This window comes from Sphingobium sp. TCM1 (assembly GCF_001650725.1).
Taxonomy (GTDB): domain Bacteria; phylum Pseudomonadota; class Alphaproteobacteria; order Sphingomonadales; family Sphingomonadaceae; genus Sphingobium.
The window spans coordinates 350,424-369,010 of sequence record NZ_LXVX01000012.1 but is presented as its reverse complement, the minus strand read 5'-3'; the positions used below and the strand labels follow the sequence as shown (position 1 = coordinate 369,010).

Annotated in this window: 15 protein-coding genes; 4 read left to right on the top strand and 11 right to left on the bottom strand. The window is 64.5% G+C overall.

Going from position 1 to position 18,587, the window contains the following annotated elements:
• Positions 1 to 14: 14 nt before the first annotated feature.
• On the top strand, positions 15 to 1,082 hold the full coding sequence (locus A7Q26_RS10650) for a PA0069 family radical SAM protein (RefSeq protein ID WP_066859341.1): 1,068 nt from the start codon (positions 15 to 17) through the stop codon (positions 1,080 to 1,082).
• Between the two features lie 209 nt (positions 1,083 to 1,291).
• On the opposite strand, the gene dnaE is transcribed toward A7Q26_RS10650, so the two are convergent.
• Positions 1,292 to 4,837, bottom strand: a complete 3,546-nt coding sequence (dnaE, locus tag A7Q26_RS10645; protein WP_066859340.1) for a DNA polymerase III subunit alpha — start codon at positions 4,835 to 4,837, stop codon at positions 1,292 to 1,294.
• Positions 4,838 to 4,959: 122 nt separating this feature from the next.
• Here dnaE and A7Q26_RS10640 point away from each other — a divergent pair, with 122 nt between their 5' ends.
• The gene (locus A7Q26_RS10640) at positions 4,960 to 6,771 is read left to right on the top strand and encodes a diguanylate cyclase (RefSeq protein WP_066859339.1); all 1,812 of its coding nucleotides are present in this window, start codon (positions 4,960 to 4,962) and stop codon (positions 6,769 to 6,771) included.
• Here the strand turns inward: A7Q26_RS10640 and A7Q26_RS10635 are convergent.
• The gene (locus A7Q26_RS10635; RefSeq protein WP_066859338.1) at positions 6,757 to 7,449 is read right to left on the bottom strand and encodes an ABC transporter ATP-binding protein; all 693 of its coding nucleotides are present in this window, start codon (positions 7,447 to 7,449) and stop codon (positions 6,757 to 6,759) included. The two genes, A7Q26_RS10640 and A7Q26_RS10635, sit on opposite strands and share 15 nt — an antisense overlap.
• Positions 7,442 to 8,692, bottom strand: coding sequence for a lipoprotein-releasing ABC transporter permease subunit (locus tag A7Q26_RS10630; RefSeq protein ID WP_066859337.1), 1,251 nt, complete (start codon positions 8,690 to 8,692; stop codon positions 7,442 to 7,444). Before A7Q26_RS10630 ends, A7Q26_RS10635 begins: the two co-directional genes overlap by 8 nt.
• A 507-nt stretch (positions 8,693 to 9,199) precedes the next feature.
• On the opposite strand from A7Q26_RS10630, the gene A7Q26_RS10625 reads away from it, so the two are divergent.
• Positions 9,200 to 9,667 (top strand): Hsp20 family protein, encoded by a 468-nt coding sequence (locus tag A7Q26_RS10625; RefSeq protein ID WP_066859501.1) that lies wholly within the window; start codon positions 9,200 to 9,202, stop codon positions 9,665 to 9,667.
• Between the two features lie 128 nt (positions 9,668 to 9,795).
• Here A7Q26_RS10625 and A7Q26_RS10620 read toward each other — a convergent pair whose 3' ends face one another.
• From A7Q26_RS10620 to ccmC, 8 genes are all read right to left on the bottom strand, one after another.
• A complete protein-coding gene (locus A7Q26_RS10620; protein ID WP_066859336.1) occupies positions 9,796 to 11,724 on the bottom strand; it encodes a potassium transporter Kup in 1,929 nt (642 codons plus the stop codon).
• 131 nt (positions 11,725 to 11,855) lie between these two features.
• The gene (locus A7Q26_RS10615; RefSeq protein ID WP_066859335.1) at positions 11,856 to 12,500 is read right to left on the bottom strand and encodes a tetratricopeptide repeat protein; all 645 of its coding nucleotides are present in this window, start codon (positions 12,498 to 12,500) and stop codon (positions 11,856 to 11,858) included.
• Positions 12,497 to 12,907, bottom strand: a complete 411-nt coding sequence (locus tag A7Q26_RS10610; protein ID WP_066859334.1) for a cytochrome c-type biogenesis protein — start codon at positions 12,905 to 12,907, stop codon at positions 12,497 to 12,499. The genes A7Q26_RS10615 and A7Q26_RS10610 overlap by 4 nt, the downstream gene beginning before the upstream one ends.
• Positions 12,904 to 13,431 (bottom strand): redoxin family protein, encoded by a 528-nt coding sequence (locus A7Q26_RS10605; RefSeq protein WP_232313756.1) that lies wholly within the window; start codon positions 13,429 to 13,431, stop codon positions 12,904 to 12,906. Before A7Q26_RS10605 ends, A7Q26_RS10610 begins: the two co-directional genes overlap by 4 nt.
• Complete coding sequence (locus tag A7Q26_RS10600; protein ID WP_066859332.1) at positions 13,428 to 15,371, bottom strand: heme lyase CcmF/NrfE family subunit; 1,944 nt, start codon at positions 15,369 to 15,371, stop codon at positions 13,428 to 13,430. The genes A7Q26_RS10605 and A7Q26_RS10600 overlap by 4 nt, the downstream gene beginning before the upstream one ends.
• A gap of 127 nt (positions 15,372 to 15,498) precedes the next feature.
• Positions 15,499 to 15,945: a cytochrome c maturation protein CcmE gene (gene ccmE, locus A7Q26_RS10595; protein WP_066859331.1), complete on the bottom strand. Its 447-nt coding sequence runs from the start codon at positions 15,943 to 15,945 to the stop codon at positions 15,499 to 15,501.
• Between the two features lie 10 nt (positions 15,946 to 15,955).
• Positions 15,956 to 16,087: a hypothetical protein gene (locus tag A7Q26_RS26155; RefSeq protein ID WP_269747243.1), complete on the bottom strand. Its 132-nt coding sequence runs from the start codon at positions 16,085 to 16,087 to the stop codon at positions 15,956 to 15,958.
• Position 16,088: 1 nt separating this feature from the next.
• Entirely contained in the window at positions 16,089 to 16,814 is a 726-nt protein-coding gene (gene ccmC, locus A7Q26_RS10590) for a heme ABC transporter permease CcmC (protein ID WP_066859500.1), read from the bottom strand.
• A gap of 237 nt (positions 16,815 to 17,051) precedes the next feature.
• Here ccmC and purF point away from each other — a divergent pair, with 237 nt between their 5' ends.
• The gene (gene purF, locus A7Q26_RS10585; RefSeq protein WP_232313755.1) at positions 17,052 to 18,512 is read left to right on the top strand and encodes an amidophosphoribosyltransferase; all 1,461 of its coding nucleotides are present in this window, start codon (positions 17,052 to 17,054) and stop codon (positions 18,510 to 18,512) included.
• Positions 18,513 to 18,587: the final 75 nt, after the last annotated feature.

The following is an 18,587-nucleotide window of genomic DNA, read 5'->3' as shown; positions in this document are numbered from 1 at the left end:
TCTATTGTTGTTCCATGACTGCGCACAAGGGCCGAGGTGCAACATCGAACGGCGAAAGCCGACGCTTCAACCTGCCCGAACGGCAGGCCGATGGCGACTGGCTGGATGCGTCCGAAGCGATCGACGGGGAAGCGCCGCGCCTACGCACGGAGGTATCGGTCGAACATCCCCGCACTATCATCGCCCGTAACCAATCCCCTGACATCGCCTTTAGTCAGTCGATCAACGCCTATCGAGGCTCCGAGCATGGCTGCATCTACTGCTTCGCGCGTCCCACCCATGCCTACCACGATCTGTCGCCGGGTCTGGATTTCGAAACGAAGCTGTTCGCCAAACCCGACGCCGCGAGGCTCCTGCGGACTGAACTTATGAAGAAAGGCCATGTCGCCAGCCCGATCGCCATGGGCACCAACACCGATCCCTATCAGCCGATCGAGAAGGATTGGCGGATCACCCGGGAGGTGCTGGAGGTGCTGGCCGAAACCCGCCACCCGACTTTCATTACTACCAAATCCGACCGCATCCTGCGCGACATCGACCTGCTCGCCGACCTTGCGCGCGACAATCTGGTGGCGGTGATGATCTCCGTGACATCACTCGACCCAAAGATTGCCCGCACGCTCGAACCGCGCGCGCCGCATCCCGACCGCCGCGTTGCTGCGATCGCGCGGCTGGCGGAGGCGGGCATACCCGTGTCGGCGAACATGTCGCCCATCGTCCCCGCCATCAACGACCATGAGATTGAAAGCGTCGTCGCGCGCGTCGCCGCCGCTGGCGCCCGCGACGTCAACTATATCCTCGTCCGCCTGCCGCACGAGGTCGCCCCGCTCTTCCGCGCCTGGCTGGCCGAACATTATCCCGAACGCGCGGGCAAGGTGATGGCGATGATCCGCGACATAAGGGGCGGCCGCGACAATGATCCCAACTTCGGCAGCCGAATGAAGGGGCAAGGCGTCTGGGCCGACCTGATCCGCACCCGCTTCCGGCGCGCCCGCCGCCAAGCGGGGCTGGGCGGAGAGCCTCTGACCCTCCGCTCCGACCTTTTCCGCCCGCCCGAAGGCGCGCAGATGCGGCTGTTGTGAGTGGGATGGGAGATCGACCTGACAGAAAGAACAGCGGAAACTCGTCCGTCATCCCCGCGAAGGCGGGGATCCATCTCCCCAGCGTGGCGCGGGACGCGAGGCCAGGAGATGGGTTCCCGCCTGCGCAGGGACGACGAAAAGGATGGCTGGCGGACTGACCGCTTCCCGTTCCATGACAGCCCGCGTCTGGTCACACCTGCCTCGCGCCATCACCCCACCAGCCGCATCCCCGACCGCCGCGTGCGCGTGCGATAGCCGTCCGCTTTCACGTCCATCCGCTCGAACCGATGGATCGACAGGCCCGCGATGGTCGCAATCGCATCGACCTGGTCCGCGCCCAGACTGTAACGGTCGCCCAGAAACACGCGCGCCGCCTGTCCGCCACCCACCGGCGCGCGCAGGAACACCTCGCTGCGGCCACCGTCGGCGCCCGCAAGCAGCGCCGCCAGCGACGCAACCGCCTGCGGCGTCTCGACATCGACGGTCAGCTCCATGCGGGATGCACTGGCGATCTGGCGGAATGGCTCGACCCCGCGCACGGTGACGCGCGGCGTTTCCTCGCCCGGCAGCCGATCCAGCTCCACCACCAGCAGCGCACAGTCGCCGTCAGTCACCAGTTCCTCGATCGCCTTGCACGCGTCCTCGTCGAAACAGCTCGCCTGGAACTGCCCGCTCTGGTCGGAAAAGGTCGCATTGGCGTAGCGCGCGCCGCGCCGCGTCTCGCGCCAGCGCACATCCTCGACCATCGCGGCCATGATCGTCATCACCCGGCCTTCCGCATTGGGCGTGCCCATCGGCGCCTGGCAGATGGCGCCATAGCTGCGCGCGCCGCGCGCATCGGCCAGATGCTTGTAGCGATCGACCGGATGGGCCGAGAAATAGAAGCCGAACGCCTCCTTCTCCTGCGCCATGCGATCCGCCACGGTCCAGGCCTGGTGCGGCGGAATACGCACGTCGGCGTGCGGCGTCTCGACGTCGCCGAACAGGCCGCCCTGCCCGCTTTCGCGCGCCTGCGCATTGCTGGCCGCCACCGACAGGATGGTCTCCGCCGCCGCATGGACGCCCGCCCGGTCGGCATGGATGCCGTCGAACGCGCCCGCCGCGGCCAGGCTTTCCAGCTGCCGCCGATTGAGCAGGCGGGGTTCGATCCGGTCGGCGAAATCGTCGAGCGACTTGAACGGCCCGGCCGCCTCGCGCTCGGCAACCAGTTGCTCCATCGCCTTCTCGCCCACGCCTTTCAGCCCGCCCAGCGCATAGCGCACGGCGAAGCCCAATCGCTTGTCATCCCCTTCATGCGGCACCGGCTCTACGGAGAAATCCGCCAGGCTGCGATTGATGTCAGGAGGCAGGCAGGACAGCCCCATGCGCCGCATATCGTCGACGAAGATGGTCAGCTTGTCGGTCAGATGAATGTCGAAGGCCATCGACCCGGCATAGAATTCCGCCGGATAATGGGCCTTCAGCCAGGCGGTCTGATAGGCGAGCAGCGCATAGGCCGCCGCGTGTGACTTGTTAAAGCCATAGCCCGCGAACTTGTCGATCAAGTCGAACAGTTCATTCGCCTTGGCGGCCGGGATATCGCTCTTTTCCGCGCACCCCTCGACGAAGCGGGACCGCTGCGCGTCCATCTCCGCCTGCACCTTCTTGCCCATGGCGCGGCGCAGCAGGTCGGCGTCGCCCAGCGAATAGCCCGCCAGTATCTGCGCCGCCTGCATCACCTGTTCCTGATAGACGAAGATGCCATAGGTTTCTTCGAGGATCGGCTTCAGCAATATGTGCGGATATTCAATCTCTTCCTGCCCGTTCTTGCGACGCCCGAACATCGGAATATTGTCCATCGGTCCGGGGCGATAAAGCGACACGAGCGCAATGATGTCGCCGAAATTGGTCGGCCGCACCGCCGCCAGCGTCTTACGCATTCCTTCCGATTCCAGCTGGAACACGCCCACCGTGTCGCCGCGCTGGAGCAGTTCGTAGACCGCCGGATCATCCCAGGCGAGCGTATCGAGATCGACCGCCACGCCCCGCGCGGCCAGCAGCTGCACCGCCTTCTGCAACACCGACAACGTCTTGAGACCCAGGAAGTCGAACTTCACCAGCCCCGCCCCCTCGACATATTTCATGTCGAACTGAGTCACCGGCATGTCGGATCGCGGATCGCGATAAAGCGGCACGAGCTGGCTCAGGGGCCGGTCGCCGATCACCACGCCCGCCGCGTGGGTGGAGCTGTGGCGCGGGAAGCCCTCCAGCTTCATCGCATAGTCGATCAGGCGGCGGACCTGATTGTCATTGTCATATTCCGCCTTGAATTCGGAAACGCCGTTCAGCGACCGTTCGAGCGTCCAGGGATCGGTCGGATGGTTGGGCACCAGCTTGGCGAGCCGGTCGACCTGGCCATAGCTCATCTGGAGCACGCGGCCGGTATCCTTGAGCACCGCGCGGGCCTTGAGCTTACCGAAGGTGATGATCTGAGCCACATGGTCCGCGCCATATTTATTCTGGACGTAGCGGATCACCTCTCCCCGCCGCGTTTCGCAGAAGTCGATGTCGAAGTCGGGCATCGACACGCGCTCCGGGTTCAGGAAGCGCTCGAACAGCAGCCCCAGTTGCAGCGGATCGAGATCGGTGATGGTCAGCGCCCAGGCGACCAGCGACCCCGCGCCGGACCCACGGCCCGGCCCCACCGGAATATCATGATCTTTCGCCCATTTGATGAAGTCGGCAACGATCAGGAAATAGCCCGGAAAGCCCATCTGGATGATGATGTCGGTCTCGAACTTGAGGCGTTCGAAATAGGGCCGGCGCGCCTCCTCCGTGACGATGCCGGCCTTTTGCAGCCGCACCTCCAGCCCCGCTGCGGCCTGGTCCCGCAGCATGGCCGCCTCGCCCTCGATGTCTCCAGCCAGGCTCGGCAGGATCGGCCTGCGCTTTGGCGCGGCCACGGCGCAGCGCTGCGCGACGACCAGCGTATTGGCCAGCGCCTCGGGCAGATCCTCGAACAGTCGCTTCATCTCCGCCGCCGGCTTCATCCAGGCGTCGGGCGAACTGGTCCGGCGATCGGGCGTTTCCACATAGGCGCCGTCGGCGATGCACAGCATGACGTCATGCGCCCGGTGGAAATCGGGTTCGGCAAAGCAAGTCGGGTTGGTCGCGACCAGCGGCAGGTTGCGATCATAGGCAAGGTCGAGCAGATGCGGCTCGGCCTTGCCCTCCACCGGGTCCAGCCGCCGGCAGAGCTCGACATAGAGCCGATCTGGAAACAGCGCCTCCAGCCGCTCGGCATAAGCGATCGCCGCCTCGGGCTGATCTTCGGCGAACAGCCGCGCCAGCGCTCCTTCGCCACCCGCAGTCAGGGCGATCAGCCCATCGGTCCGCCCATGCAGCGCCTCGATCGTCACATGCGGCACTTCCTCGACCGGCCGGTCGAGATGCGCCATCGAAACCAGCGCACAGAGATTGTCATAGCCCGCCGCATCCTGCGCATAGAGCGCAAGCCAGTCATGCACCGGCGCGGCATTGGCCGGGCGGCCGGGCCGCAACAGGCCCAGCATCGCGCCGATGACCGGCTGCACCCCTTCATCCTTGCAGGCGTCGGAAAAGGCCATGGAGCCATAGAGCCCGTTGCGATCGGTGATCGCGACAGCGGGAAAACCCAGCGCCCGCGCCTGCTTCGCGATCTTCTTGGGATCGATCGCCCCTTCGAGCATGGTGAAGGAGGAAAAGACGCGAAGCGGTACGAAAGCGGCATGAGGCATGACCCGTTCTACCCATGGCCGGCGATTCGCCGCTAGCCCTTGAAACAGGAAAGCTGTGGACAAGCAGGATGGCGCCAATGGTTAATCAAATCCCAAGATTTGCGCCCTAGACTCGCGCGACCATGCGTCTTTCCACCATCACCAACTGGGCCTATGGCGCCACTGTCGCCCTCACCCTGCTGTCCGGCTCGACAATGTTGCTCGCTTCGGGTGCAGAACAGCGCGAGCGCGCCGCGGTTGCCCAACGCGCCACATTCGATCAACTCACCGCCTCTCTGGAAGAAGATGTCTATCGCCTGAGCGAACAGGCCCGCAGCTTCGTCGTCACCGGCAACCCCAGCCACTTGATCGTCTATCGCCGCGAACGGGCTGCCTTGCGTTCGGTGGAAGATCGCGTCCGGTATCTGAAGAACGCCGGCGCCCGTGTCGGGGAACTCCAGGCGCTGCAACAGGCGCTCTATTGGGCCGATGCGCTGATGGACGAACAGGACGCCGCGCTCCAGGCGGCTCGACAAGGCGACGATCGGACTGCCCGCGCCATTTTGTTCGGCGACGAATATGGCCGTGAAATGGACCGGATCGCCGGCCAGGTCGCCAAATTTCGGTATCTGCTCGAAACCCGCACTGAACAGGCGGTGGCGGCCGCCACCGAAACGGCGCGTCAATGGCGCAGCATGTCGGAAATCATGCTCGCCGCGACGGCGCTCCTGTTCCTGTGCGTGCTCTATTTCATCCTGAAGCAGCGCATCCTGCACCCTGTCGTAAGGCTGAGCGACGTCGTCACCCGGCTCGCGGCGCAGGACTATGCTGCCATCCCGCCCGACCTGCGTCAGGTCGACGAGATCGGCGACATGGCGCAGGCGATCCGCATCTTTCGCGAAAACGGGCTGGAACGGCAACGGCTCGAACAGGAGCAGGAACGCAATCGGGCGATGCGCGACCTTCTGTCCCGTATGACCCAGCGGTTGCAGGGCTGCGACAGCATGACCGACCTTGCCGAGGTCGTCCGCCGCTTCACGCCCGAAATCGCCCCGCTCTTTGCTGGTCGGCTCTATGTCCAGGACAGCCGCACCGCCCTGATGCAGCAGGTCTGCGCCTGGGGTTCGCCCACATTTTCCCGACCGGATTTCCCGCCGTCTGCCTGTTGGGCGTTGCGGCGCGGCCAGCCGCATCGACCGGCGGGCCGGACCATCGACATAGGCTGCGACCATATGGACGAGGGCGGCGACGCGCCGACGCTCTGCATTCCCCTGATCGCGCAGGGCGAGAGCATCGGCCTCCTCTATCTCGAGCAACGGCCGGAAGCGTCAGCCGACGAGGTCGGTCGAAGCGAGAAATATCTGGAAATGCTGGCGGAAAATATCGGTCTCGCCCTCGCCAACCTGCGCCTGCGCGATGCGCTGCGCGAAATGGCGATGGCCGATGCGCTGACCGGCCTCGCCAATCGTCGCCATTTCGACCAGATGCTGAAACATCACACCGAACAGGCCGAGCGGCACCAGTCGCCCCTGTCCTGCCTGATCCTGGACATCGACCATTTCAAGCAGTTCAATGACCAGTTCGGCCATGATGCGGGCGACGCCGTGCTTCAGGCCGTGGGGCAGGTGCTGGGTCAGGCCATGCGGGAAAAGGGCCATGCCTTTCGCCTGGGGGGCGAGGAATTCGTGCTGCTGATGCCCGGTTTCGCGCCGGATCAGGCGCTGGAGCGGGCAAATAGCGTACAGCGGGACATTCGCAATTTGATGGTCGAACATCGGGGCAAGCCCTTGGGCCCGGTGACAGCCTCCTTCGGCCTTGCCACCTTCCCCGACCATGGATCGGCCGACCGGCTTCTGCGGACCGCCGACGCAGCGCTGCTGCGCGCCAAGCGCAACGGCCGCGACCGGATCATCCTTGCGACGGAGCGCGATCCGTCCGCTTCAGAGGCCGCCTGATACGGCTTCTTCCAGCCGCCCTTCGTGCAGCCGCACGACACGGTCCATCTTCTCCGCCAGCCGTTCATTATGGGTGGCGACCAGCGCGGCGGACCCTTCGCCGCGCACCAGGCGCAGAAACTCCGCCAGCACCACATCGGCCGTGCGCTCGTCCAGGTTCCCCGTCGGTTCGTCCGCCAGCACCAGCGCAGGCCGGTTGGCCAATGCGCGGGCGACAGCGACGCGCTGCTGCTCGCCGCCCGACAACTGGCTCGGCCGATGGTCCAGCCGATGCCCCAGCCCCAACGACGTCAGCAGCGATTCGGCCCGCGCTTTCGCCGCCGGCATGTCCACATCGCGGATCACCTGGGGCAGGATCACATTCTCGGTCGCGTTGAAATCCGGCAGCAGGTGGTGGAACTGGTAGACGAAGCCCAGCGCATCGCGCCGCAGCCGGGTGCGCCCGTCATTGTCCAGCTTCGCCGCCTCCTCGCCATCGATGCGGATCGACCCGTCAAAGCCGCCTTCCAGCAGGCCCACCGCCTGCAACAGTGTCGATTTTCCCGATCCCGACGGCCCCAGCAGCGCAACGATCTCGCCCGGCCCGACCGACAGGTCGACGCCACGAAGCACGTCGATCGTGACGCCCCCCTGGGTGAAGCTGCGGGTAAGGCCGCTGACCTTCAGAACATCATTCATAGCGCAGCACCTGCACGGGATCGGTATTGGCCGCCTTGAAGGCCGGATAAAGCGTGGCGAGGAAGCTGAACAGCAACGCCATGACGCAGATGATGACGATCTCCACCGGGTCCGCCTTGGATGGTAATTCGGTCAGGAACCGGATCGATGGATCCCAAAGATTCTGCCCCGTCACGAACTGGATGGCGTTCACCACGCTCTGGCGGAAGAAGAGGAAGGTGAAGCCCAGCAGGATGCCGGCCACCGTCCCCAGCGCGCCGATGGTGACGCCCACGGTCATGAATATGCGGACCAGTCCCGCCCGGCTCGCCCCCATCGTCCGCAGGATGGCGATGTCGCGGGTCTTCGCGCGCACCAGCATGATGAGCGAGGAAAGGATGTTGAACACCGCGACCAGCACGATGATCGAGAGGACCACGAACATCGCCACCCGCTCGACGGCAAGCGCCTCGAACAGCGAACTGTTCATCTGACGCCAGTCGGTGATGACCGCGCGCCCGGCCACCTTGCCCGCCAGCGGTTCCAGTATCTGGCCGACCCGGTCGGCATCGACCGTCTCGACCTCGATCATGCTGACGACATCACCCATCAGCAACAGGGTCTGGGCATCCTCGATCGGCATGACCACGAAGGCCTTGTCATAATCATAGATGCCGACCTCGAAGATCGCCGCGACCTGATAGCCGACCTCGCGCGGCACCGTGCCGAACGGCGTCGCCCGCCCGGACGGATTATAGATGGTGATCGTGTCGCCGACCTGAAGCCCCATATTCTCGGCCAGGCGCGATCCGATCGCCACCTTGCCGCCATTGGGCGTCAGCGCGTCCAGGCTGCCTGCGATGATCTTGCCCTTCATCGTCTGGTTGTCGCGAATGTCGGCGACCGTCATGCCCCGGACCAGCGCCGGCTCGAACCGGCCCTGGAAGATCGCGCCCAGCGGCTGCTCGATCATGGGGGTGGCCGTCGTCACGCCCGGCGTCGCCCGCGCCTCCTTCAGCACGGCCTGCCAGTCCGGCAGCCGGCCGCCATAGCCCTGCACCACCGCATGGCCATTGAGGCCGACGATCTTGTCGAACAGTTCAGCGCGAAAACCATTCATCACGCTCATGACGATGATGAGTGCGGCGACGCCCAGCATCACCGCCGCCAGGCTGATGCCGGCGACCAGGAAGATGAACCCCTCTCCCTTGCCCGGCAGCAGGTAGCGCTTGGCGATCATGCGTTCGTAACGGGAAAGAATCATGTGGCGCGAACGGCCCTTTGAAAAATGGTCTGTTTCATCGTCTAGGGACGCGGGCCTCCAACGGCAAGCATTGCCGGATTGTTGCATCGCCGCCACAGCCCCGAACCGAAAATCATCGCCCCCCGATTTTGACCGTGACTCGGCCCTGCTGCGGGCATAGCAAGACACTCGAAGCACAGGTGAAAGGCCGTGGTTCAGGGATACTGCATCCCGCTTCGAGCTTAGGGGGCTAAGAAGCGGTCGAGGCAGGCCAAGGGGGAGACGAGCAATCGTCCATGAAGCACCCGGATCGTGAAAACACGGTCCGGGTGCTTTTTTATTGCCCTGCCTTCGCCCACCGGACCATTGGACAAAAGGTCCCAGGACCGTTCTTCGGACCTCTTGAAACCGAAAAATGAGCAGACCATATCAGGCGCGTCCGGCCGCCATATGGGGTCGGACATCGTATCGCCGGATGCCAGTTTCAGGGTCCGGCATGTTCATTTTGCTCTTTGGGAGATGATGACAATGCGTGGTTTTGACCTGACCCCCTATCGCCGCTCGACCGTTGGCTTCGATCGGCTGTTCGACCTGATCGAAAACAACGCCCGGCTGAGCCAGGGCGACAATTATCCGCCCTTCAATATCGAGCGCCTGTCGGAGGATCGCTATCGTGTGACTCTGGCCGTCGCAGGCTTCCGTCCCGACGAGATCGACATCACCGCCCAGCAGAATCTGCTCCAGGTGATCGGCCGCAAGGATGACGCCACGGCGACCGACCGCTCGAAATATCTGCATGTCGGCATTGCCAACCGCAGCTTCGAACGCCGTTTCGAACTCGCCGACTTCGTGCGGGTGGAGAAGGCGGATCTGGCCGATGGCCTGCTGGTGATCGACCTGCTGCGCGAAGTGCCCGAGGCGATGAAGCCCAAGAAGATCGCCATCAACGGCGGACAGCTGGTGGATATCACCGCCCAGGATCGCGACGCCGCCTGAGCGTCCGATGACCTGAAATGATGGAGGGCGCGACCGAATGGCCGCGCCCTTTTTGCTGTCCTGTTCGGAAACGATCGCTCACCATCGTTCCACTCTGAACAGTGTGAACTTCCACATATGAAAAGCGATCAGATCTCGACCTGGCTACCGAGTTCGACGACGCGGTTGGTCGGCAGGCGGAAGAATTCCATCGCACTTTCAGCGTTGCGCAGCATCCAGGCGAAGATTTTTTCGCGCCACAGCGGCATCCCCGGCTTGGCCGACGGCAACAGCGTCTGGCGGGCGAGGAAGAAGCTGGTGTCCATCATCTTGAACGCCTGGCCGCAGCCGGTGACATTCTTGAGCGCGGCGGGCACGTCCGGTTCCTGCATGAAGCCATAATGGAGGACGAGACGGAAGAAGCCTCTGCCCAGATCCTCCAGCCGGCACCGCCCGTCATCCTCGACCACGGGCACATCCTTGATCTTGACCGTCAGCAGGATCACGCGCTCGTGCAGCACCTTGTTGTGCTTCAGGTTGTGCAGCAGCGCATGGGGGACGCCGTCGGGCGTCGAGGTCATGAACACCGCCGTCCCGGGGACGCGAACCGCGCTATTGGCCGCCGACGCCACGAAGACCGGGATCGGCATGGCCGCTTCGCGCAGCCGGTCCTGCACTAGCCGCCGGCCGCGCGACCAGGTCGTCAGCAGCGTGAAGATCACAAAGCCGATCAACAGCGGGAACCAGCCGCCGTCGGGAACCTTGGTCAGGTTGGCCGCCAGATAGGCCCCGTCGACCAGGAAGAAGACCGACAGCAGCGGCGCGGAATAATACCATTTCCAGTGCCACAGACGGTAGAGCAGCACGGTCAGCAGCAGATTGTCGATGAACATCGCGCCCGTGACCGCGATGCCATAGGCTGCGGTCAAGTTGGAAGACGTCTGGAACACCAGCACCAGCAGGATCACCATGACCATCAGCCCCCAGTTGATGAGGGGGATGTAGATCTGGCCCGCGGCCGAGGCGCTGGTATGGGAAATGCGCAGGCGGGGCATGAACCCCAACTGGATAGCCTGCTGCGTGACCGAGAAGGCGCCGGAAATGACGGCCTGCGAGGCGATAATTGCCGCCAGCGTCGCCAGCACGATCAGAGGCAACTGCCCCCATTGCGGCGCCAGGTTATAAAAGGGGCTGTGCAGCGCATCCGCGCCCTCGCGGAACAGCAGCGCTCCCTGTCCCATATAATTGAGCATCAGGGCGGGCAGCACGAAGAAGAGCCAGGACACGCGAATCGGACTGCGGCCGAAATGGCCCATGTCGGCATAGAGCGCCTCGGCCCCTGTTACCGCCAGCACAACCGACCCCAGCGCAAGAAAGGCAGGCAATGGGTCGGTCACGAAGAACATGAACGCCCAATAGGGATTGAAGGCGTAGAGAATGCCCGGCGTCTGCACGATCGAGATGAGGCCCAAGCCTGCGATAGTGACGAAATAGAGCAGCATGATCGGCCCGAAGAGCGATGCCACCCGGTTCGTGCCCAGGCCCTGTATCCAGAACAGGCCGAGCAGAATGAGCACAGCGACCGGCAAGATCGCCGGCGCCAGTTCGGGATTATAGACCGCCAGACCCTCGACAGCGGACAGGACCGACACGGCCGGGGTGATCATCGAATCGCCGTAGAAGAGGGCAGTGGCGAACACGCCCAACAGAACGATGCCGCGCGACCAGCGCTGAGTCTTCGTCTGGCCGTTGATCAGCGCCAGCAGCGCCAGGCTGCCGCCTTCGCCCTTATTGTCGGCGCGCATGATGATGCTGACATATTTCAGCGTCACCACCAGCATCATCGACCAGAACATCAGGCTGATGACGCCCAATATATGATCGGGATCGAGGGTCAGGGGATGATGGCCGGCGAAGGTTTCGCGGAAGGCATAGAGCGGGCTGGTGCCGATATCGCCGAACACGATGCCGATCGCGCCGACGACAAGCTTCAGCGTGGCCTTCTGCCGGGCATGACCATGACCGCCATGCTCGTCCTCGGCCGAAGAAGGCGCGGTGTTGGGAAGAAGATCAGCCATGGAGAAAATGCCAAATGGTCATCGGACACCAGGCTGAAAGGAACCGGGTTGAAAAGGATATGTCATACCCTGCATAGCGGCGCGCCCTATCACGCCTCCCGACAGGGTGCAATCATCCGCGCTGCGGCGCGTCATTGCGGGACGGAAGTCGCTTGAGCAAGCATGGCGTCGATACGCGCTATATTCGCTTGAAGTTCCGCCTTGACCTGGCTGTCCGCCGGCGCGCTGGCCGCCAGCGGCGCCCACAGGTCGCGGGCCGCCTGAAGCTGACCCGCGCGGGCGAGAGCCAAGCCGTAGAAATAGCGGGGCGCTGGCCCTTCCGGATCGAGCGCCAAGGCACGACGATAAGCGAACTCGGCCCCCGGCGAAATCACGCCATCGGCATGATTGACCAGCGCATTGCCCAGACCCAGCCAGAGATTGGCGTCGTCGGGCGTGTCGCGCAGGCCCGAAAGAAGGACGTTGGCCGCTTCCTTGGTCTTGCCTTGTCGTGCGAGCCCGTCGGACAGCATCATCCACTGCGCCGCGGGCCCGAATCGTTCGGCCAGGCCGCGCCGCTTTTCCGCCTGCTCCTCGTCAAAGGCCTCGCCCTTGGTGTCGGCCTGCCGGCGCGGCGCGCCTGCCTGCCCTGGATGGCCCTGCCAGGCATAGCCCGCAAGCCCCAGCAGCAAAGCGGCAGCCGTGATCTCCCGCACCGACCGGGGAATACGGCCGATGAGAAGCAGCGCGACAAAGGCAAGCGCCGCAAGCCCGAACGCGATGAACCAGCCTGTCATGAACCCTTCCTCCGCTTGATTCGACCGCGCAACAGCAGCAGGCCAAGACCCAGCAGCAGCAGGGGTGCCACCCAGAGCGGCCAGAGGATCGGCGAGGCGGTCGGCTCATAGCTGACCCAGTCTCCATAGCGGGCAATCAGCCAGGCGCGAATGGCCTCCGGCTGTTCGCCCGCCATGATCCGCTCCCTGATCTGCGATCGCATGTCGCCGGCCATGCTGGCGTTCGAATCGGCGATCGACTGGCTCTGGCAGGTGAGACAGCGGATGGTTTCCATCAACGCCCTCGCCGTGCGCTCCTGGCGATCATCAGGGATTTGCCGGTCCGCCCAGGGCGCCGGCGGCAGGGCGGCCTGCGCGGCGAGCGGGGCGGCAACGAGCACGAGCAGCAAGGCGGGAAAAACCCTCATTGCGCGCTCCTCAGCCGGTCCAGGATCATCGGCACATCGTCCGCGCGAATGTCGCCGATATGCTGATAGGCGATGCGCCCCTGGCCATCGATCACGAAGGTTTCCGGGACGCCGGACGATCCGAGCGCGATCTGCACGCCGCTGCGCGCATCCAGGCCGATCCGGTCATAGGGATTGCCGTAGCGCTGGAGGAAGCGATCGACATCGGCGCGGGCATCGCGGATCGCGATGGCGTCTATCTCCACCCCCGCCTGCCTGAGCGCCATCAATTGCGGCGCTTCGGCCGCGCACGGCACGCACCAGCTGGCGAAGATGTTGAGCAGGCGCGGCTGGCCGGTCGCGAGATCGGCGCTGGCGAGCGCAGGCCGATCGCTGGCGCCGGCGGGCAAGGCGAAGGCCGGAAGCGGCTGGCCGACAAGGCGCGAATGGATGATCCGGTCATCGGGCTGGAACAGCCCGCTCGCGAACAGGCCGACAAAGGCCAGGAACAGGATGAACGGCAGCCAGATCAGAAGCTTCCTCACGCCACCGCCTCCCATGGCTGAGACTGACGCGCGCGCCACTTCATCAACCAACCGCGCCTCTCGCGGCCGACCAGCGCCAGCACGCCGCCCAGCGCGATCAGGATGCCGCCGAGCCAGATGAGCGTGACGAACGGCTTCCACCAGATGCGCAACTGCCAACGGCCGCCTTCAACCTCCTCGCCCAGCACGACATAGAGTTGTCCGTTCCAGCGGGTCAGTAAGGCTGCTTCTGTGGTCGTGGTGGGCGGCGAGGCGAAGAAGCGCGACTGCGGGCGGATGAGGACCGGCGTGCCGCCCCGGTCGACCTGCATGTCGGCCTGGAGCGCAGTCCAATTGTCGCCGGCGAGCGGGGCGATCCGGGTGAAACGCAGCGTCCAGCCCGCGGTCTTGATGGTGTCGCCGGGGCGGGCCGCAACGAGCTTTTCCACCGTAAAGGCCGAATCGCAGGCCATGCCGGCCAGGCTGACCGCGCAGCCCAGATGCGCGATGACCATGCCCCAAGTGAAGAGCGGCGTGCGCAGCAGGTTGCGCTTCCACAGCGGGGCCAGGCTCGTCGCGCCGACCGCAAGGGCAATGACAAGGCCGAGGAACGGCAGGATGCCCATGCGGTCCCAGGCAAAGATGGACAACGAAACAGACACCAGAATCGCTATGAAGGCGGGAAACAGCAAACGTTTGGCGATAACCGACACCCGATCGCGCCGCCAGCGGGTGAGCGGGCCGATCGCAAGCGCCAGCATCAGCGTCAGGGCAATTGGCCCGGCGATCCGGTCGAAATAGGGCGCGCCAACCGACACCTTGTGGCCGAAGGCTTCGGTCATCAGCGGATAGAGGGTGCCGATCAGCACGACGCCCAGAATCACCGAAAGCAGCAGGTTGTTGACCACCAGCAGGGTTTCGCGGCTGACCAGTTCGAACGGCGCGCCTTCACGCACCGAACCGATGCGCCAGCCGAACAGGGCCAGCGCGCCGCCGATATAGACAGCGAGCAGCGCCAGAATGAAGCTGCCGCGCTCGGGATCGACGGCAAAGGCGTGAACGCTGGTCAGGATGCCGGACCGCACCAGAAAGGTGCCGACCATCGACATCGAAAAGGCGATGACCGCCAGCATGATCGTCCAGGCGCGCAAGGCGTCGCGGGTCGCGAGCACCGTGACGCTGTGCAGCAGGGCGGTGGCCGCCAGCCATGGCATCAGCGAAGCATTTTCTACCGGATCCCAGAACCACCAGCCGCCCCAGCCCAGTTCATAATAGGCCCAATAGCTGCCCGCCGTTATGCCGAGCGTGAGCAACACCCAGGCAGCCAGCACCCAGGGCCGCATCGCGCGGGCGAAGGCAGCGTCCACACGGCCCGTCAGCAGCGCACCGACGGCGAAGGAAAAGGCGACCGAGAGGCCGACATAGCCGAGATACAGGGTGGGCGGATGAAAGGCGAGGCCGGGGTCCTGAAGCAGCGGGTTCAGCCCCTGCCCGTCGGGCGGCGGCGGGTCGATACGGGTGAAGGGATTGGAGGAAAACAGCAGGAAGGCATAGAAACCCAGCGAAATCGCGGCCTGCCCGCCCAGCGTCGCCATATGGGTATCACGCCGCAGCGCCCGTTCGAACAGGGCAACGGCGGCGCCCGCAACACCCATCACCGTTACCCACAGCAGCATCGACCCTTCATGATTGCCCCAGGTGCCAGCGAACTTGTAGAGCCACGGCTTCATCGAATGGCTGTTGGTCGCGACCAGCAGCACCGACATATCCGAACGCAGAAACAGCGTGATGAGCAGCGTGAAGGCACCGGCGGTCAGTGCGCCCTGCGCCACGGCGGCGGGACGGACGGCAGCCAACAGTTCTGGCTTGCCGCCTTTCAGCCCGGCGAAGGCAAGGACAAGTTGGAGCAGCGCCAGCGCCGCGGCGAGCCAGAGCGCGGCAAGGCCGGTCTCTGCGATCATGCGACACGACCCCCGTTCACGTCATTCCCCCGCAGGCAAGACTCCGTCTCCGGCGTCATCGCCAATCCGCAACGTTTGGGAGATGAATCCCCGCCTGCGCAGCGATGACGGTGCTGGTGGAGATTGCTCACCGTTCCACCTTCATCTCTCGCGTGGTCTCGTTATAGCTCATGCCTTCCAGTTCGCGGGGCATGTAGCGTTCGTCATGCTTGGCCAGCAAATTGCTGGCGACGAACATGCGCTGCGCGTCGAACGATCCTTCCGCCACGACGCCGCTGCCTTCCTTGAACAGATCGGGAGCGATGCCGCCGAAGGTGGCGGGGACGGTCGCCTTGCCGTCCGTCACATCGAAGCGGATGGTGACGCCGTCGGCCGCCCGCTTGAGGCTGCCTTTTACCACCATGCCGCCCAGCCGGATGGCCTTGCCAGGCTCCACGCCCTTGGTCTTCACGTCGCCCGGCGTGTAGAAATAGGCGGCCTCGTCCTTCAGCGCGGACGCGGCCAGCAGCCCGGCGCCGATGATCGCCGTCAGCCCCGCCAGCGCCAGGATCAATCTTTGATGCTTTGCCTTCATGACGACGCTTTCATGGCCGCTCGGCGAAGCTCTCGACCGCGCGTTCGGCGCGGCACATCGCACGCCAGCTCAGCATGGTGACGATCGCCGTTCCGATCGCCGTCACCGCATAGGCGGCGATCACGAAATCCCACTGGTTCATCCTATCCTCTCGCCAGGCGCTGCATCCGCGCCTCGACCTTGTTCCGCGCCAAGATGGCCCGCATCCGCATCAGCACGATCGCCCCGAACCAGAGCGAAAAGCCCAGTAGCGTGAGGCCCAGCGGCCAGAGCAACGCCGCGTCGATGCTGGAGCCGCGCAGCGTGATGCTGGGTCCCTGGTGCAGGCTGTTCCACCATATGACCGAACGATTGATGATCGGAATATTGACCGCGCCGACCAAGCCGAAAATGGCCGTGACATGGCTGACGCCCCCCGCCTGCCCGTCGCGCGCGCTGGCGTTGGCGAGCGCGATATAGCCGAGATAGAGGAAGAAGAGCACCAGCATGGAGGTCATGCGCCCGTCCCATTCCCACCAGGTCCCCCAGGTCGGGCGCCCCCAGATGGAGCCAGTCATCAGGCAGATCGCGGTGAAGAGCGCGCCGGGCGCGGCGATGGCGCGTCCCGCAACCGCCGCCAGCGGATGCCGCCAGACCAGCTGCATCAGCGCGGCGACCGCTATGCCGGTCCAGCCACCCATGCCGAGCCATGCGGCCGGCACGTGAATATAGAGTATCCGCACCGTCTGTCCCTGAAGATAATCGGCCGGCGTCACGAACAGGCCGCAGACCGCGCCCGCGAGCAGCAGCGCGAGGCCGGGCCAGAACAACCAGCCGGTCAAGGGACGCGCGATCTTCAAAAAGCGGGCGGGATTGGCGAAACGATGCATCAGGGCTGCGTGTGTAGCCGCGCCGATCACGCTGCGCCAGTAGGGCATTTTGCCGATGGCGCGACGTTGAAAAACGGTTGATCGGACAACGGCTGATCCCGGAAACATAGCGTTTGCGCAGCATATCCTGCCTTTTTTGTGACAGGGAGGCGACAAACGAGCCTCGACCGACTATATGCGCGCGGAAAGGCAGCCCGCTGGGGCGCGCCAAGAACGGCTATGGAACCGCTCGCACCCATGATTACGACCAATCCCTTCGACGACGACAAGTTGCGCGAGGAATGTGGCATTTTCGGCGTTTCCCGCGGGGAAACGGCGTCGGCCATCGTCGCGCTCGGCCTTCACGCCCTGCAACATCGCGGTCAGGAAGCAGCCGGCATAACCAGCTGGGACGGGCATGATTTCCATACCCACCGGGCGATGGGGCATGTGGCCGGCAATTTCGACCGGGACGAAGTGATTCGCGGCCTGCCGGGCGACAGCGCCTGCGGCCATGTGCGCTATTCGACCACGGGCGAAACGTCACTGCGCAATGTTCAGCCGCTTTACGCGGAGCTGAATTCGGGTGGCTTTGCGATTGCCCATAATGGCAATATCTCCAACGCGATGAAGCTGCGCCGCGAGTTGATTCGCCGCGGTTCCATCTTCCAGTCCACCTCCGACACCGAAGTCATCATCCATCTGGTGGCGACCTCCAGCTACCGGACGCTGCTCGACAAGTTCATAGATGCGCTCAAGCAGGTCGAGGGCGCCTATTCGCTGATCGTCATGACCCCGGAGGGCATGATCGCCTGTCGCGACCCGCTGGGCATCCGCCCTCTCGTCATGGGCAAGCTGGGCGATGCGACGATCTTCGCCTCGGAAACCGTGGCATTCGACGTGGTCGGTGCGGATTATGTCCGCTCGATCGATCCGGGCGAACTGGTGATCGTTACCAATGACGGCCAGATCCGGTCGCACCGGCCGTTCGGAGAGACGCACGCGCGCCCCTGCATCTTCGAGCATGTCTATTTCAGCCGCCCCGATTCGATCATCGACAATTCCAGCGTCTATTCGGTGCGCAAGGCGATCGGCGCGCAACTGGCGATCGAGAACCCCGTCGAGGCCGACTATGTCATCCCGGTGCCCGACAGTGGCGTGCCCGCTGCGATCGGCTATGCTCAGGAGTCGGGCATCCCGTTCGAACTGGGCATCATCCGCTCCCACTATATCGGCCGCACCTTCATCCAGCCGGGCGACAAGGTCCGCCATCTGGGCGTGAAGCTGAAGCACAACGCCAATCGCGCTCTGATCGAGGGCAAGCGGATCGTGCTGATCGACGATTCGATCGTGCGCGGCACCACGAGCCTCAAGATCGTGCAGATGATGCGCGAGGCGGGCGCGGCGGAGGTGCATATGCGGATCGCATCGCCCCCGACCAAGCATAGCTGTTTCTACGGCGTCGACACGCCCGAACGGACCAAGCTGCTGGCGCACAAGCTGGACGTGGGCGGAATGCAGGATTTCATCCATGCCGACAGCCTGGCCTTCATCTCGATCGACGGCCTCTACAAGGCGCTGGGCGAGGCGAAGCGCGCGGACATCCGGCCGCAATATTGCGATGCCTGCTTCACCGGCGACTATCCCACCACGCTGACCGACCAGGACGAGGCCGTGGTGACCAATCAGTTCGAACTGCTCGCCGAACGGGTGGTCTGACAGTTCTGGGGCGGCCGCGCACGGCCGCCCCTTTCCCTTTTCCGATACCAGATGATTCCGGCGACCGGCCGGAGC